Genomic DNA, 17,061 nt, shown 5'->3' with positions numbered 1-17,061 from the left:
ATAATACCTTTTTTTAATTTATTTTTTGTACTGAAAAATGTCAAAGACTATTACATAGGAGTTCTTTTTTTATACAAAGAAGCCTTTTGAAATGCATCTTTTTCTGTTTTGTAAATTCAGCCTCTAAAACTTTTGCCATTGCCTTGAATAAAATTGAAATTATTTAAAATACGATCATAAATATGTCCACCATATTTTGTTCCAAATTGGTCAAGTCCTTTGGCGAAATCATTTGGAAATGCAGGGTCGAAATTACAACTGATTAATGTTTTTGAACGTTTTGAATCTCTTAAAGATATTATTTTTTCAAATAGGTTGACTTTTCCATAATTTGAGGCGACATCTTCCGTTTTGACATCATCATAAAAACGAAACCCTCTTTGATGTTTTAAATAAAAATCCTCTTTTTCTTCAGCAGTTTGTATTTTTTCATATTCAATGACTACATCATGTGCTGCTATTGATTTGAAATGCGATACTGGATTGTAAAATACAAATTTATTGAACACTTGTTCTAGGGCTAATAGGATACTTGTTTTTCCAATTCCATAATTTCCCATAATTAAAAGACCTTTTGAAAAAGAAGGAGTACTACCCTCTGGGAAATTTAGGCAGGGTGATCTAAAAAATCTATCGTCTTTAAAAAAGTAGCAAATAATGGTATAAAGTAATTCATTGCTATCATTTGTAGATTCAAATTCACGATTAAACTTAGTTTTGTATTCGATCAAAAATAAGTTTCGTATCTCTTTCATGGTATAATTTCTCAAGTACATTTTGGGACTAATTATCAATGATTGATTACTTTCCTTTTGAATAAAAGATTCAATCGTAAAGTTTTCGGGTTTTAATTTTTGTGGAATTTCCATCATAGTTATCTGTTTTTTGAAAATGTTTGACTTTTTGAACTCGAATTAATACTCCTCCATGTTTTAAGGCGATCTTCTAAATTCCAGTTGTTATATTCTTCAAATTTTTGGCGCCCAGTTTGACTATTTATAGTGCTGTAATAGTTACAAAAACTATTTAAATGCTCTTGTGAATAAAATTTATAAAATTGGAAAACTTGATTTTTAAAATTTTCTAATCTTTCTTTAATATCTTCTTCTTTCTTTACTTTCTTAGTTGTTGTTAATGGATTGTTTATCGTTTGCGATTCGTTTGTTATTTGACTGCCAATTTGCTCGTTATTTGTAATAATTGGAGCGTCATAAATGTTTGATTTATTGATTTTTATGATGGTAAATTTGTTTGTGCTTTGAGTATTGATATAATGAGTTTTTTTTAGTTTTTTCAAACAAGTTCTAACAGCAGTTTGCGAGAGGCCTGTTTCTTTACTTAGTTTATCTATTGATGTTATTAATTCACCAGGATTTATAGTATAGCCTTGCCATTGTTTTACTGTATAATTTGCCTTTGATAGCAAATGGATCATAAGTCGAGAGGTGTTATGATCTTGATACCATTCCCATTCAAGAATTGCTCTGTTTAGCTTTATGAAGCCTAGTTCTTTAAACTCTTTCATGGTAATTGCCTTTTTAAGTAAATGATACTTTGAGTTTGCAAATCATAAAATGCCTTTGCTCCATCAGGTCTTATTGCTAAGTTCAAAATTGGTTGATAGCGTTGTTTTAGTGAACCCAATAAATTCTGTATGTCTTTTTTAGTTGCAGGCTTATTTTCTTCTTTGGTAAAGATGCTTGTTAAAGCATTTACGGCTAGAGTTCCTGCGGCGGCATTTCCAACACCATGCCAGCTCATACGTTCGGATTTTTTTTCTGATTCCTTTTTATCTTCAACTGTTGGCAAGTTTACCGATTTTAACTTGCGCACCACAAAAGCTCTAGTTCTGCAACTGTTGCTGCAATACTTTTGTTTAACTCTACGTTTTGGTTTATAGTCTTTGCAGCAATATTCGCAGCGGTATAAATAGTTTTCCATTGTTCGTTATTTTTACGTTAGATTGACGCTTAAAACAATTTGTTTTTAGATAAATACTCGTTTGCTCTACTTTCAAGCTCCGATGTCGTTTCTTTTTTACCGCTTTTAATCCAATCTAGGATTTCAGATTTTAGGAAGTACAAACGTTTCCCTTTTTTGTGGTACGGGATTTTGTTTTGATGCACTAGGCCATAAACTGTGGGTTTACTCAGATCGATGAGTTTAGATGTTTCGTCAATGTTCATAAAGATATCCTCAATAGAAGAATTTGAGGGATTAAGGTTCTTTAGAACCTTTTCGGCAACTTGATCAGAAATTAAATTTATTATCTCTGAAAAGGGCATGTTTAAATTACTCATAGTTAATTTGTTTAAATGATTTTATAATTTGAAACCAAAAGTATGAGTGATGTCTAGTTTTTTATTTGAGTGTCGGATAGTGGTTCATCAAAACGTATTATTATAAATTACTGTATTTTAATTGTTTAATGTTTATTTTATGCATATTTGGATAAAAAAAAACATCTGAGATTCTTCAGATGTTTAAATTTTTTATAATTTTTTACTTTAATCGATGTTTTAATTTATTTACTATCGCGGGCTTTGGTTCTAATGGCTTTTAATAGATCGTTTGTTGTTTTTAGTTCTAATGACTCAATATTATTTAGAATATTTGTGCAATATTGTATTTGACTTTTTTTACCATAATGATTTATTCCGGCGTTAACTTTTTTATATAACGTATTATTTTTTGCATCTCCTTCGAAAATACTATAGTCGGTTAAATTGCCGATTAAAAGAGAGAGTTTAATTTTATCGGTCCCATCGATTTTTTTATCCTGAAATAAAATTAGATGTAGTAATATGATTTTTTCATTTTCATCAAAAGTTGATTTGATTTCATCAATTTTTGATAATCCATTGCTAACTTTATCGTTCGCTTTTTTACCAATATAATTTTTACCGTGTTTTTTGAAAATATTACTAATTTTTAACATTGTAATTTTTTCGCTTTCTTCAAACAAGAAATTATTACTAAAATCATCGTAATTTTTTAATTCATAAAATAGCTTGAATAAATCAGTTAAGTGAGGGATAGAATTATCAATTCGTGATTGTGTTTTTTTATATATTGTGTACTTTAAAACATATTCAACGAAACTCTCATAGGTTAATTTTTCAAATGCTTCATGATCTTCTAATTTGTTGTTAGTAAAATTTTCTACCAAACTGAGAAAGTTTATCCTGACTTCATTTTGTAATGTTTTGTAGAAACTATCTACATCTCTTTGATCATAGTAATAGTTATGAATCCTTAGGTCATTTAGGATTCTTTCAAAGTAACTATTATGTTTTTCAATTAAGTTTTTAGAAAGATACTCTTTGTAAAATAGATTGGATAAATTTGCAATAGCCCTGTCAAATTTTACTCCATTATTTTGTTGATCAACCAGAAAATTTATTATAAATTTTTTAACGGCAGTACTTTCTTTAGTAATTACACTTTTATATTCCTCAAGATAATCCATCTAAATCTAAGTTAATTCGGTTAGCAGCTTCAATTTTGTTTTTGTCTAGTATTTTGGTGTAAATCTGTGTGGTGGAAACATTTTTATGTCCTAGTAATTTTGATACTGTATAAATATCGGTTCCGTTAGCTAATTGTAAGGTAGCATAGCTATGTCTAAAATTGTGGTAGGAAATTTTCTTTTGGATTCCTGATTTCTCAATCCAGTCTTTCATCGGTCTGGTAATCTCATGGTATTTTATATTACCAAAAATGAAACCTTGTCTTGTTTCTTGCTTTTTTAATATATCGTATGCAGTTTTTGAAATCGGATGATTATGAATGGATTTAGTTTTTTGTTCTCGCAACATGATGTAATGATTTTGATGGCTATCATTAAAAATATCTTTCCAATCCAGATTATTTACATCTACAAACCGAAGTCCTGTCAAAGCTGAAAATAGTGCCATGTGTTTTACTTTTTCCATTTTTATTTCAGTTTTCCATAAAATTCCTAGTTCCTCTTCGGTTAAATATTGCCTGTGTGTATCTTGCTCTTTGATATATTCAGCATTTTCGGATAAGTTTTCAGTAATTAAATTGTCCTTATAAGCTAATTTTAAAACAGCAATAAAGTTTTTAAAGTAGGATGAAGCTGTATTTACGGATAGTTTCTTATCAGTTTTTCCCCTTGATGTTTTTGCCGTCAATAAATAGGCACGAAATTTTTTTACATGATTTAAGGAGAGTTGATGAGTCATTACCTTTTCACCAAATAGTAGTGTGAAATGGTTAAGAGATGCCTTCCATGTTTGATAATTAGATTTGCTTCCTGTATTGTAATGTTCATCAACAACCGATTTAAAAAAGGTAATAAAATTAATGTTGAGGTTAATATTTTCCTTAAAACCAAATTCTTTATTTCTTAACTGTACTAATCGTTTTGCAGCTACCAATTCAGCCAAATCGTTGGATTCTGAATTGTGCTTTTTCTCTTCTTGCGATTTTGGGTTTTCGTAAATAAATAATTTTAAAAATTCACGTCTTGTTTCCTTGCCAGTTTTAGTATCTATAATGGGAGGATAATAGTCTAAATAGAGACTTAATTTACCGCCAACAAGCTTCTTATTTCTTAATGTGACTTTGCTCATCTCTTTTAAGTTAATACTTTTTCAATATGCTCTTTTTTTACAAGTGTATACTTTCCTTGCTTCCTTTTAGGAATCTTAAATTTACTTATTATATTATATAAAGCACCATTTGAAATTTTAAATTTTTCTTGTATTTGCTGCATAGTATAGGAGTTTTCTAAATTGTAATCGGTCATTAAATCGATTTTGTTTTTTTCTAGTATTTTTAGATTTGCATCAAAATAGAAATCGATGTCTTTTCTTCTAATAGTTGTTTTTCTTTCTGAGAAGTTGAAGGAATTGATATCATTGCGTTCGATAAGTCTATATATCGTTTTTGGTGATATATTCAATAGGAGAGAGGCCTGCCTTACTGTTAAAAAATCTCTGTCTTCAACTGGTTCTTTAATCTTGTTAACTTTTAAAAAAGTCTCTTTGTTACTAGCAGTAATTTTTATGCTCTTTTGCCTTGATCGATATACTTTTTTAGTACAAGCCATCGAGCAATATTTTGTCACTGTAGTTCTTGCAATAAATTCTTTTTTGCATTGTTCACAAACTCTTGTTATTTCAATATTTGAACTCATATAAAATGCTTTATGAATACTTAGGGATAATTAAGGGTCAATAAGGGACATAATTTGACTCTATTTTTCAAATATATACAAAAAATCAAATTGAGGTACAATTTAGGTACAAAATGATGCAAAAAATGCCAAAATTTCACAAAATACAAAAGTGGTAAAAATGAAAAAACCCTTTAAAATAAAGGGTTTAGTGTGTTTTGTTTTGTGTTTTTTTGTGTTGCTATTTGCCGATACAGAAATTCGCAAAAATATTCCCCAGCAATTCATCATTAGTTACCTGACCGGTAATCATCCCGAAATGGTATAATGCTTCACGGATATCAAGCGCCATCAAGTCGCTAGAAAGGTTGGTTTCAAGCGCATATTTTACTTTGCTAATCTCATCAAGAGCTTTTAATAAGGAATCATAATGACGGGTGTTGGTCACAATAGTTTCGTTGTTACGCAACGCACCGGTGTTGACAAAGGAAAGCAATTGGTTTTTGAGTTCGTCAACCCCTTCTTTATTTTTGGCGCTCAAAAGTAGTATTTCTGGAATTTCTTTCTTGATATGTTCAATTTCATTATCGGAATATAAATCTTTTTTATTTCCAATAATAATCAAGGGCTTCAAGGGAAATTGGTTCTTAATTTTCTCAAATTCAATTTGAACCTCTTTGATATTTTCAGCATCAAGAGTTCCTCCTTTGGGGGTTAGGGGGCTCAAATATAAAACCACTTGCGCTTGTTCTATTTTCTCAAAAGTTTTTTGAATACCGATGCTTTCTACGTAGTCTTTGGTTTCGCGAATACCTGCCGTATCAATAAAGCGGAAACCAATGCCGCCAATGACTAATTCGTCTTCGATGGTATCACGCGTTGTGCCCGCAATGTGAGATACAATGGCGCGTTCTTCATTGAGTAAAGCATTCAAAAGCGTCGATTTTCCAACGTTGGGTTCACCCACAATAGCAACGGGAATTCCGTTTTTAATTACGTTACCCACCGCAAAGGAATCAATCAAACGTTTTAGTACAAACTCAATTCTATTCAACAATTCGTGAAACTGGGTTCTGTCTGCAAACTCTACATCTTCTTCGGCAAAGTCTAATTCGAGTTCGATAAGCGAAGCAAAGTTTAAAAGTTCCTCTCTCAATTTGGCAATTTCATTAGAGAAACCACCACGCATTTGCTGCATCGCAATTTGGTGGCTGGCTTCATTGTCTGACGAAATCAAATCGGCTACCGCTTCGGCTTGTGATAAATCCAGTTTTCCGTTCAAGAAAGCACGTAGGGTAAACTCACCTGCATCGGCCATTCGGCAGCCTTTTCGAAGCAATAACTGAATAATTTGTTGCTGAATATACGTTGATCCGTGACAAGAAATTTCTATGGTATTTTCGCCGGTATAGGAATTAGGCCCTTTAAAAACAGAAACCAATACTTCATCAAGCGTTTTGGAACCATCCACAATATGACCTAAATGAAGGGTGTGGGTTTTTTGAGTGACTAAGTTTTTATTTTTTATGGATTTAAAAACACTATCAGTAATAGGAATAGCATCTTGACCAGAAATTCGTATTATAGCAATTGCTCCTGCGCCAGATGGTGTGGCAAGGGCAACAATGGAGTCTTGAGGAATCATTTTGATTTATTTTTATACAAAAGTAACTAAAAATGATGGGTCTACAAGAATTGCGGGTTTTAGGATGTCTATTTATTTTTAAAATTAGGGTTACTGATAAATGTCATTTTTTGTGTAAATTTTTAATTGTAAATTTGACTAAACTACTAATAAACAATTAATTAAAGCTATGAAAAAGATTCTATTCCCTACCGATTTTTCTACCGTTGCCACTAATGCATTCATCCATGCTTTGGAATTTGCAAAAATAGTCCATGCTGAGATTGTTTTGTTGCATACTTTTGAGATACCAATGTATGACACACAGTTTTTTCCGGCAAACTATGCAATACTTTATGATTCTTTGGCTTTGTCTCAGTTTGATGCCTTCAAAGAGCAGGTTCCTAAGCTTCGTGAACTTGCCGAAGGTCGAAATTTACAAAACATCAAGCTATCACACCGCCTGACTGAGGGCGATTTACTTTCAAATATTGTTGCTATTATTCAAGAGGAGCACATTGATTTTATAATTATGGGAACGGCTGGTGCTTCGGGTTGGGATGCTTTTTTAATGGGGACACATACGGCAAACAGTATATCAGCAACAAATGTTCCTTTACTAATTGTGCCTGAGCAGTCGGTTTTTAAACCCATTTCAGTAATTGGTTTTACCACACGTTTTAGAACTAAAGACAAAAAAGCCTTAAAAAAAGTACTTAACATTGCTAGAAAAACCAATGCAATAGTGAAATGCCTATACGTTAAAACGTCAAATTCTGACGTTACTAAAGAAACGATTGCAGCATGGGAAGAGGAGTTTAGTGCTGATCCAGTTCAATTTCACGTGATTCACAGTGATGAGGTAGCAACTTCAATTGAAGATTTTATTCAGTATAAAGAGATTGATGTTTTGACTATGCTACCGTATAAAAGAAGTTTTTTTGAGGGAATTTTCAATCCTAGTTTAACCAAGAAGATGGCTAGGCATCTAGAAATTCCTATTCTAGCCATCCCAGTTGAATAACTTCATACAGCTCTTGATTTTTCCAATCGTCTTGTAGTACAGCGGCGCCACTGCTTTTAATTGAGATAGATAGGGAACTAATTTACTATATTTGTAAATCATCAATTCAAAATATGGAAATTTATAAATCAAGAGTTGCTCAATTTTCACAAGTAGCATCAACCTTAACAAAAAAGTACAATAGCATCAGTATAAGTAGATTACTGGCTATGGTGCTTTTTTTTGTTTCAATTTATTACTATTTAAAAACGAATGCTTTACTGTACAGTCTGGCAGCTGTTTTTTTTCTGGTTTTGTTTATTATTTTAATGCGTGTGCATACATCTATAAATATTAAGAGAAAGATAAATAAGGCCCTAATTGACATTAATACTAATGAGATTTCTTATTTAGAGGGCAAATCTATTCCTTTTGAAAATGGAATTGAATTCAATGATTTTCATCATCCGTATGCGTATGATTTAGATGTTTTTGGTGCGCATTCTTTGTTCCAAAATTTAAATAGAACAGCTACTTACATAGGAAAAAAAACGTTTGCAAAACGATTGTTATCCATTGCACCTACTACTGAGATTGAGCAAAATCAAGAGGCAGTGAGGGAGTTGTCATCTAAAATAGAGTGGCGTCAAGAGTTTTTGGCTGTGGCCAAGGTAGGAGAGGACACGGCAACTAGTTACGAAAATTTAATGCGTTGGACTACATTTAACAGTACACCGCTTTCCCGAATAACTGTTTTAATTTCATACCTATCACCGCAACTTTTTATTACTTTTTTGATATTGTATGTTGTCACTTCAAAACTTATTTTCGCCTCAATTCTGGGTTATGTTTTTATATTTAATTTGATGGTTTTAGGAAGGTTTGTCAAACGCATTCTAGCCGAAGTAGCCACCTCAACAAATATTGATATTACAATTCACCAATACAGTTTACTATTAGAAAAAATTGAAAAGGAGCCTTTTACATCTCAAAAACTAATTCAGTTGCAACAGCAATTAAAAATTGAAAACGGAAATGCCAGCGCGCATCTAAAAAAATTATCTGAATTGTTTTCTAATATGGATAGTATTGGAAATTTTGTAACTGCAACCGTTTTTAACGGAACTTTCCTTTTTAATTTACATGTTTTTAAGGCTTTATTAAAATGGAAAAACAACAATGGTGCCGCGCTAGAGCAATGGTTGAATGTTATTGGTGAAATGGAAATGCTCAACAGTTTAGCAAATTTTGGGTATAACAATCCAGATTTTGTTTATCCAAGTTTAAACAGCAAGTACGAAGTTGATTTTAAAGGACTAAGTCATCCTTTGTTGAACAAAAAAACTAGAATAGGCAATGACGTTTGTTTTTATCCACAATCATTTATGATATTAACGGGATCTAATATGTCTGGCAAAAGTACCTTTTTAAGAAGTCTAGGTATCAATATGGTTCTTGCAGGAATTGGCTCACCTGTATGTGCGTTACAAGCTAATATTCATCCCTTACCAGTGCTAGTATCCATGCGCTTATCAGATTCCTTAGCTGATAGTGAATCGTATTTTTTTGTTGAAATAAAACGCTTAAAACAAATCATGGACGAATTGCATCATACACCAGCTTTTATTTTACTAGACGAAATTTTGCGCGGAACAAATTCTGATGACAAGCGAAACGGTACCATAGAAGTAGTTAAGAAAGTGATTGCTAAAAATGCTATTGGTGCCATTGCTACACATGATATTGAAGTTTGCCTTACTACAAATGAATATCCTGAAACCTTAGTAAATAAATGTTTTGAAGTAGAGATTGTCAATGATGAGCTCCATTTTGATTACAAACTTCGTGACGGAATTTGTAAAAACAAAAGCGCTACTTTCTTAATGAAAAAAATGGGAGTGATTTAAAATTAAAAGTATCTACTCGAGATTAAAACTAGTCTTACAAAAGGATCAATTAAATTTGATTTTAAGTTTGATAATTTCAAAGTTTGGTGACAGTTTGTACAAATGGAAACTAAAACAGAATAAAATGGTGGAGCAATCAATAAAAAGGTTAGAATATTTAACTGATATAATTCCAAGTCTTATAAATGCAATGGGTGAAGAAAGTTTTTCTTTAAAAATATCAAAGGATCAATGGAGTAAAAAAGAAATTATTGGACATTTAATTGACAGTGCAACAAATAATCATCAAAGATTTGTTCGTGGACAATTTGAAATAACTCCTGAAATTAGTTACAACCAAAATAAATGGAATGAATGTAGTTTTTACCAACAAATAAATTCAGAGCAGATTATTTCATTTTGGACAATATATAATAAACAACTTCTTGAAATTATTAAAAGAATACCTATTGACAACTTAAAAAGAGAAATTAAAATAGGGGGAAATATTTTCACCTTAAAATTTTTGATAGCAGACTATGTTGAACATTTAGAACATCATTTAAAACAAATAGTTGAATATGAATAAGAAAATCAATCGTCCAAAAGCAGTTTGTTGCGATTGGGATCTTGGTTTAATTAAATATTAATTTTGTACATGTAAAGTCAATACTTAACAGAAAGTTTAGGTTTCCTTAATTCTCCACTTCAGCAAGTCGTGAAACAGTTAACTCATAAAAATCAGAAACAGCCGTAAGAAAAAAAACCGTCTCCAAAATAGAGACGGTTTTTTTCAATATAAAAATGGTTTGGTTAATAGCGTATGTTAAATTGTAATCTTAGCTGTTAAGCATTACTGGCATTACCAGCATGGTAACAGTTTCACCTTCCTCTAATCCATCAACTGGAGTTAAGATTCCAGCTCTATTAGGTAAAGACATTTCAAGCATAATCATATCCGATTGTAAGTTGGTCAACATCTCAGTTAAAAAACGAGAGTTGTAGCCTATTTGCATATCGTCACCTTGGTAATCACAAGTCAATCTTTCTTCGGCTTTGTTAGAATAATCAATATCTTCTGCAGATACGTTTAACTCAGCACCAGCAATTTTCAATCTAATTTGGTGTGTAGTTTTGTTCGAAAAAATAGCTACACGACGTACAGAACTTAAAAATTGAGTACGGTCAATCATTAATTTATTTGGATTCTCTTTTGGGATTACGGCTTCGTAATTTGGATATTTCCCATCAATTAAACGACACATCAAAATGTAATTGTCAAAAGAGAAAGTAGCATTCGAATCGTTGTATTCAATTTTTACCTCTGCATCCGAAGATCCTAAAATATTTTTTAAGATGTTCAATGGTTTTTTTGGCATAATAAAATCAGCAACTTGAGAGGCTGTTACGTCAGTTCGAGCATATTTTACCAATTTGTGCGCATCAGTTGCCACAAAAATCAAACCTTCTGGCGAGAATTGAAAAAACACTCCTGACATTACAGGTCTTAAATCATCATTACCCGCAGCAAAAATAGTTTTACTTATGGCTGTAGCCAAAACATCAGCAGGAACAAGTGTTACAGATGGATCTTCAAGGTTTACTGATTTTGGAAATTCCTCACCAGGAGCATACGCAAGCGCATATTTACCTGAGTTAGAACTTATTTCTATGGTACTATTATCTTCTATAGTAAATGTTAAGGGCTGCTCTGGAAATGTTTTAAGAATTTCCAAAAGTAATTTTGCAGGAACGGCAACGCTACCTTTACTTTCTGAATCGATTGATAAGGTTGCAGACATAGTAGTCTCTAAATCAGATGCAGATACGGTCAATACATTATGATCTAGATCAAATAAGAAATTGTCTAAAATAGGTAATGTATTGCTGCTATTGATTACATTCCCTAAAACTTGTAATTGTTTCAATAAGTATGAACTCGATACTATAAATTTCATCTGTTTTATTTTATTTTTTTAAGGTATTTCTTTATTCGTGAAATACGTTACATGTTACAAATATATCGTAAACTATTCTAGTTTGGAAACTTTTTTATTAACATCTATTTACTGTATTTTCTTTTACGAATGAAAGTAAACACAAAACCGAAGATCCCCAAAATAATAATTGGTAACCCGATAGTTAGTATTGGGGTACTGCTATAATTTTCATAAACCTTTTCTTTGTCTAATAAAGGTAAATCTAGATCCTTGCTTCGAATGTTAATAAGTCCATTATCATCTAATAGGTAATTGACACAGTTTATTAAAAAATCTTTATTGTCATATAAATTTCCTGAACGCTGATCATAACCCAATTCAACAGGTTGAAAGTTTTTATCCAATTGGTTTTTGATTAGATCTCCATCGGCTATAACAATCATTTTATTTGCATTTCCTTGGTCTATAAATGTTTTTTGTTCAAAAGGCAATACTCTATTTTTATACATCGATTCAAAACTACCTTCGAGTAATACTGATAAAGGAAGTTTACCTTTTGCAGCATAATCAGCAGGTGAAGTTTCTTCGGTAACACTTTCTAAATTTACTTCTGATGGCGTTCCTATCTTTTTTGAATATTGTGAGGACTGTAGCAGTACTGTCTTTTTGATGCCGTTTTTCAAAGTATCAATAGGATTAGCAAAGTCAAATTTTATACCTCCAAGGTTTTTTACAATAGGGTGTACACTTGTAGGATATACTTGCGGTGCAAACTTCCAGTTGAATTCCTGAAATTGAGTTGCACTTCCTTGTTCGCCAGTAGCAAGTTTTATAGGGCTTCCTTGTTCATCTTTTATCAAATCTGGATTAATACGAAAGCCATATTTAAAAAACATATCATTCAAGTTAAAATCCCTAGGGTAAGCTAGGGTAGCTCCTGCAGGATTGTACAAACTATCCATTTCTGCAGCAACTTGGTCTACAAGCCACAACGTTTTACCACCATTCATGATGTATTGATCCAGTACTTGTTTTTCCTGATCGGTAAAGGTTTCGGTTGGTTTTGCAATGAGTGCTAGTTCATATTCTTTAAGAGATTCTAAACTTTTCAACGGATTTTTTGCTACTGAATCAAGCGTGAAAGGAGCAATAAAGTAACTTTCTCTTACTTGCAATAAAAATTTGGCCATTAAAATATCTTGTAGTTCGCCATTCCCTTTTATAACAGCAATTTTTTTCTGTTTGGCTTTTGTAATTTTATTTAAACCTTCGGCAATAGAATATTCCAAATGCTGTACAGATCCTATCACTTTTTGAGTAGTTGAGGCTCCCATGATATTCTTTAGCAAAGGAATGTTTACTTCTTTGTTATCATAAACAGCAATTGCCCACGGGAAAACCATAGCTTGTGACTGTTTTCCTTTGTCATCAACAGTTATGTTTACAGGAGTTAAGCCTTTTCGATACAATTCTTTGATGTTGTCCATACTTGCGTCCTTGTTTTCCAAAGGATCTACAAATTCAAACACTAAATTAGAATTGTATGCTTGAAATTCTTCTAAAAGTTGCTTTGTTTCTTGTTGTAAGCGTCTGAATTCTGGAGGTAAATCGCCTTGCATGTATACTTTTATAACAAGCGGATTTTCCCCTACCTCAATAATTTTTAATGAGGTAGGGGAAAGGGTGTATCTCTTATCTTTTGTTAAATCAAAACGATGAAAAACGGAACTTCCTATTGCATTTACAACTAATACAATGGCAAGAATAATCAATACTGATTTCAGGTTTTTTTTCTTAGAAGTAGTCATTACGATTTGAAAGATTTTAGATTATAAACAGTAAATGAAAGAAAGACAACGGTAATACTTGTAAAATAAAGAATGTCTCTCGTGTCTAGAACTCCGCGACTCATACTCTTAAAATGATCCTGCATACCTAATGAAGCAATAATTTGAGATAAACTTGGAATCACTGTTGCTATGCCTTCGAACCCAAAATAAAAAAAGAAGCAAATAAAAACTGCCAAAATAAAAGCAACAATTTGGTTGTCTGATAATGTAGAGGTGAATATCCCTATCGAAGAATAGGCTGCGATTAGGAACACTAACCCAAAATACGAACCTATTGTGCTTCCCATATCGATATTGCCTTCAGGCATTCCTAGATCATAAATTACGGCAACATAAATAAAGGTTGGAATTATGGCTATTAGAATTAAAAGTAAGGCTCCAAGAAATTTACCGTTTACAATTTGCCAAATACTTAATGGTTTTGTTAGTAATAATTCTAAGGTTCCTTGTTTTTTCTCATCAGAGAAACTGCGCATGGTTACTGCTGGAATAAGGAAAATTAAAATCCAAGGTGCCAAAGTGAAAAAGGGAGTCAAATCAGCAAAACCAGAATTAAGGATGTTGTATTCTCCTTCGAAAACCCAAAGAAACAATCCGTTAATGATTAAAAAAATGGCAATTACTAAATAACCTATTGGCGAACCGAAAAAGGATTTTATTTCTCGTAAAACTATTGATTTCATTTATTTTTTGTTTAAAGTTTTAAATGTTTAATGTTTAAAGTTCTCAATACGAAAACTTTAAACCTTAAACTTTAAACTATTTTTTACTCTAAAGTAACTAATTTATCTACGCTCCACGCTTCGGGTTTATCGTTAAATAATTTTTTGGTGAAAGTCCATACATCATAAAAAAGTTCAGAATTTCTGTAATTTTCTAAATCGGCTTCGGTTTCCCAATAACTGTAGGTAAAGAAAATGCTTTTTTTGTTTTTATCTTGATACAATTCTAAGAAACGATTTCCAGGCGCATTTCGTATTTTATCTTTCATTAACTCAAAGTTTTCTAAAAATGACGGAATATGCTCCTCATGAAAACTTAATTTTACAATGCGTACAAACATTAGATATTGATTTAAACTTTAAATAAATTTTATAATGATAACATCTCTATAATTCAGTCCTAATAAACTACTTGCCGATCCAACTTTTGACGGATTACTTCTAAAAATAGCAATTTCTAAGTAACCTGCTTCATTAAAGATAGCTAGTTTTTCACCTTCATAGGATTTAATGGGATATTTGTCATTTTTTGCAATAGCAGAATAATTTGGTAATATGTTTTTAATATTTTTAGTTTTCAAAACAATTTCATAAGGTCTTCCTTGTGCTACTTGATTGAAATATTCTTTGGATATATTAGTAACAACGTTCCCAAAATGATCAATGTAAACCACATGCCCTTTTAACGAATTTCCATCAACAGCTAAAACCGCATTTAAATCTGTTACTTCTTTTAGTGAATTAATGTGGGTTCCTATATTGTTTAGAGTTCCACCTTTAGCTAAATGACATGCTACGGATACAAATGCATCAAGGTCAACAGCATCTGGGTCTAGTTGATCATGAATGTCTATAGCTACAATTTCTTGCGGATTTACTTTTTGCGAAAGCATGCTCAAAATGCCATTATCAGCAGCAATAAAATAGTGATCATTCCATTGCATTGCAATATGTTGGTTTTCTTTATTACGCTCCATATCTACTCCTATGAGGTGTATACTACTTTTAGGGAAACTGTTGTATGATGCGCTTACACAATAACTGGCCTCTACGGTATTAAAAGGATCAATTTCATGAGAGATATCAATAATTGTTGCCTCAGCGTATTGAGATAAAATTTTTCCCTTCAACGCACCTACAAAGTGGTCTTTCAAGCCATAATCGGTAGTAAGGGTAATTATTGACATAAATTTGTTTATAACTATTGCTGTTTTGTAAACTTAATTTTCATTAAATTTGAGAAACGCAAAGCTAAAGTATTTTAAGCTTTAAATTAAATAGAAATTTCAATTTGAATATTTTAGTTGGTATGAAAAAAATCTTTTTATTTCTCTTTATACTTAGTATGAGTTTAAAATCTTGGAGTCAAATTCTTGTTTACAAGGGAAATGGTGTTATTACCAATCAAAAAAATACAGTACTAACACCTAATTTAGTACGAATTGCATTGACTAAAAACCCCGATTTGTTACGCGAATATAATGTAGGACGGAGAAAGCTAACAATTGGAAATACGTTATTAATAGCTGGACCCGTAGTATTAGGTGTGGGAACTATGGCGTACGTGATTTCAGGATTTGATCATGGTATGTATCCAGAATTTGAGCGTGAACCCAATACTAGTATTCCTATAATAATTATGGGTACAGGTTTTGCTGCTCTTTTAATTGCAATTCCGGTAAGAATAGGTTTCTCAAAAAAAATTAAAAATGTAGTTACGGAATACAACAATCAAAATGCTACAGGTTATGAGCAGTTTCAAAGCACCAAAGTAGATTTGATAACCAATTCAAACGGTATAGGAATTCGATTAACTTTAAATTAAAACAACTAAACATATTATCATTTGAACGAAAGAATAATTGAGCTCATAGACATCGCTCCAAAAGACTTTTGGGGCGCTCAAGACACTCATCTTGAATCCATAAAGAAATATTATCCCAAATTAAAAATCGTTGCAAGAGGAACTACACTCAAGGCTTTTGGAGAAAAGGAAGTTTTAGACGAATTTGAAAAACGATTTCAGCGATTGATGCTTCATTTTATGCGTTACAACAACATAGATAATAATGTTATTGAAAGAGTTATTATGGGAGATGCACAAGAAGATCGCAAATTTCAAGGGAGTGACAAAATTTTAGTACATGGTGTGGGTGGCAAAATAATTAAAGCCATGACTCCTAACCAGCAATTGCTTGTTGATACGCTTGAAAAAAACGATATGGTATTTGCAGTAGGTCCAGCAGGAACAGGGAAAACATATACTGGTGTTGCCATGGCTGTGAAAGCATTGAAAGAAAAACAGGTAAAAAGAATCATTTTGACTAGACCTGCGGTTGAAGCTGGAGAAAATCTCGGTTTCTTACCTGGCGATATGAAAGAAAAACTGGATCCATACATGCAACCTTTGTATGATGCGCTACGAGACATGTTGCCTAATGAAAAATTAGAAGATTATATTTTAAAAGGCATTATTCAAATTGCACCACTTGCTTTCATGAGGGGAAGAACACTCGATAATGCTTTTGTAATCTTAGATGAAGCTCAAAATACAACACATTCCCAAATGAAAATGTTCTTAACCCGTATGGGTAAAAGTGCTAAGTTTATGATTACAGGTGATCCGGGTCAGGTAGATTTACCAAGGCGAACGATATCTGGACTTAAAGAAGCATTGTTAGTTTTAAAAGATATTGATGGAATAGGAATTATTTACCTAGATGATAAAGATATTGTGCGTCATAGACTAGTTAAGAAAGTTATTGATGCTTACAAAATGATTGAAAATAACGACTAGAACTTTATTTAATATTGAAATCGGGGATCGCAATACAATGTCATCCCCGATTTTTAATTTTTAAGAATCTATCTTTTTTTTTTAAATAATAATTTG

General features: G+C 31.9%; 18 protein-coding genes. 5 read left to right on the top strand and 13 right to left on the bottom strand.

The window, feature by feature from the left end:
* Positions 1-116 precede the first annotated feature (116 nt).
* The 8 genes from AC061E_RS08690 to mnmE all read right to left on the bottom strand — a co-directional run bounded on the left by AC061E_RS08690 (position 117) and on the right by mnmE (position 6,788).
* Positions 117-872 (bottom strand): hypothetical protein, encoded by a 756-nt coding sequence (locus AC061E_RS08690; protein WP_478285875.1) that lies wholly within the window; start codon positions 870-872, stop codon positions 117-119.
* Positions 873-874: 2 nt separating this feature from the next.
* On the bottom strand, positions 875-1,525 hold the full coding sequence (locus AC061E_RS08685; RefSeq protein WP_478285874.1) for a hypothetical protein: 651 nt from the start codon (positions 1,523-1,525) through the stop codon (positions 875-877).
* Positions 1,522-1,941 carry a SprT family zinc-dependent metalloprotease gene (locus AC061E_RS08680; RefSeq protein WP_478285873.1) on the bottom strand — a complete coding sequence of 140 codons (420 nt, stop codon included), beginning with the start codon at positions 1,939-1,941 and terminating at the stop codon, positions 1,522-1,524. The genes AC061E_RS08685 and AC061E_RS08680 overlap by 4 nt, the downstream gene beginning before the upstream one ends.
* Before the next feature lie 29 nt (positions 1,942-1,970).
* Positions 1,971-2,300 (bottom strand): helix-turn-helix domain-containing protein, encoded by a 330-nt coding sequence (locus tag AC061E_RS08675; RefSeq protein ID WP_478285872.1) that lies wholly within the window; start codon positions 2,298-2,300, stop codon positions 1,971-1,973.
* 224 nt (positions 2,301-2,524) lie between these two features.
* The gene (locus AC061E_RS08670) at positions 2,525-3,469 is read right to left on the bottom strand and encodes a hypothetical protein (protein WP_478285871.1); all 945 of its coding nucleotides are present in this window, start codon (positions 3,467-3,469) and stop codon (positions 2,525-2,527) included.
* A complete protein-coding gene (locus tag AC061E_RS08665) occupies positions 3,456-4,598 on the bottom strand; it encodes a tyrosine-type recombinase/integrase (RefSeq protein WP_478285870.1) in 1,143 nt (380 codons plus the stop codon). The genes AC061E_RS08670 and AC061E_RS08665 overlap by 14 nt, the downstream gene beginning before the upstream one ends.
* Positions 4,599-4,603: 5 nt before the next feature.
* The gene (locus AC061E_RS08660; protein WP_478285869.1) at positions 4,604-5,164 is read right to left on the bottom strand and encodes a helix-turn-helix domain-containing protein; all 561 of its coding nucleotides are present in this window, start codon (positions 5,162-5,164) and stop codon (positions 4,604-4,606) included.
* 220 nt (positions 5,165-5,384) lie between these two features.
* Positions 5,385-6,788, bottom strand: a complete 1,404-nt coding sequence (mnmE, locus tag AC061E_RS08655) for a tRNA uridine-5-carboxymethylaminomethyl(34) synthesis GTPase MnmE (RefSeq protein WP_478285868.1) — start codon at positions 6,786-6,788, stop codon at positions 5,385-5,387.
* A 169-nt stretch (positions 6,789-6,957) separates the two neighbouring features.
* On the opposite strand from mnmE, the gene AC061E_RS08650 reads away from it, so the two are divergent.
* From AC061E_RS08650 to AC061E_RS08640, 3 genes are all read left to right on the top strand, one after another.
* Complete coding sequence (locus AC061E_RS08650) at positions 6,958-7,791, top strand: universal stress protein (RefSeq protein ID WP_478285867.1); 834 nt, start codon at positions 6,958-6,960, stop codon at positions 7,789-7,791.
* 113 nt (positions 7,792-7,904) lie between these two features.
* Positions 7,905-9,677, top strand: a complete 1,773-nt coding sequence (locus tag AC061E_RS08645) for a MutS-related protein (RefSeq protein ID WP_478285866.1) — start codon at positions 7,905-7,907, stop codon at positions 9,675-9,677.
* Positions 9,678-9,801: 124 nt separating this feature from the next.
* Positions 9,802-10,245, top strand: coding sequence for a DinB family protein (locus AC061E_RS08640; RefSeq protein WP_478285865.1), 444 nt, complete (start codon positions 9,802-9,804; stop codon positions 10,243-10,245).
* Between the two features lie 250 nt (positions 10,246-10,495).
* Here AC061E_RS08640 and dnaN read toward each other — a convergent pair whose 3' ends face one another.
* The 5 genes from dnaN to AC061E_RS08615 all read right to left on the bottom strand — a co-directional run bounded on the left by dnaN (position 10,496) and on the right by AC061E_RS08615 (position 15,355).
* On the bottom strand, positions 10,496-11,614 hold the full coding sequence (gene dnaN, locus AC061E_RS08635) for a DNA polymerase III subunit beta (RefSeq protein WP_144892040.1): 1,119 nt from the start codon (positions 11,612-11,614) through the stop codon (positions 10,496-10,498).
* A 104-nt stretch (positions 11,615-11,718) separates the two neighbouring features.
* A complete protein-coding gene (gene gldG / locus AC061E_RS08630; RefSeq protein WP_478285864.1) occupies positions 11,719-13,404 on the bottom strand; it encodes a gliding motility-associated ABC transporter substrate-binding protein GldG in 1,686 nt (561 codons plus the stop codon).
* Positions 13,404-14,129: a gliding motility-associated ABC transporter permease subunit GldF gene (gene gldF, locus AC061E_RS08625; RefSeq protein ID WP_478285863.1), complete on the bottom strand. Its 726-nt coding sequence runs from the start codon at positions 14,127-14,129 to the stop codon at positions 13,404-13,406. The genes gldG and gldF overlap by 1 nt, the downstream gene beginning before the upstream one ends.
* Positions 14,130-14,212: 83 nt before the next feature.
* Entirely contained in the window at positions 14,213-14,509 is a 297-nt protein-coding gene (locus tag AC061E_RS08620; protein ID WP_478285862.1) for a putative quinol monooxygenase, read from the bottom strand.
* Between the two features lie 18 nt (positions 14,510-14,527).
* Entirely contained in the window at positions 14,528-15,355 is an 828-nt protein-coding gene (locus AC061E_RS08615) for an SAM hydrolase/SAM-dependent halogenase family protein (protein ID WP_478285861.1), read from the bottom strand.
* A gap of 122 nt (positions 15,356-15,477) precedes the next feature.
* Here AC061E_RS08615 and AC061E_RS08610 point away from each other — a divergent pair, with 122 nt between their 5' ends.
* Together AC061E_RS08610 and AC061E_RS08605 are read left to right on the top strand one after the other, a co-directional pair.
* Positions 15,478-15,993 carry a hypothetical protein gene (locus AC061E_RS08610; RefSeq protein ID WP_478285860.1) on the top strand — a complete coding sequence of 172 codons (516 nt, stop codon included), beginning with the start codon at positions 15,478-15,480 and terminating at the stop codon, positions 15,991-15,993.
* 21 nt (positions 15,994-16,014) lie between these two features.
* Positions 16,015-16,965, top strand: a complete 951-nt coding sequence (locus AC061E_RS08605) for a PhoH family protein (RefSeq protein ID WP_478285859.1) — start codon at positions 16,015-16,017, stop codon at positions 16,963-16,965.
* The last annotated feature ends 96 nt before the right edge of the window (positions 16,966-17,061 follow it).

The sequence above is a fragment of the Flavobacterium sp. GNP011 genome (genome assembly GCF_056428925.1).
This window is presented reverse-complemented; position numbering and strand designations above follow the sequence as displayed.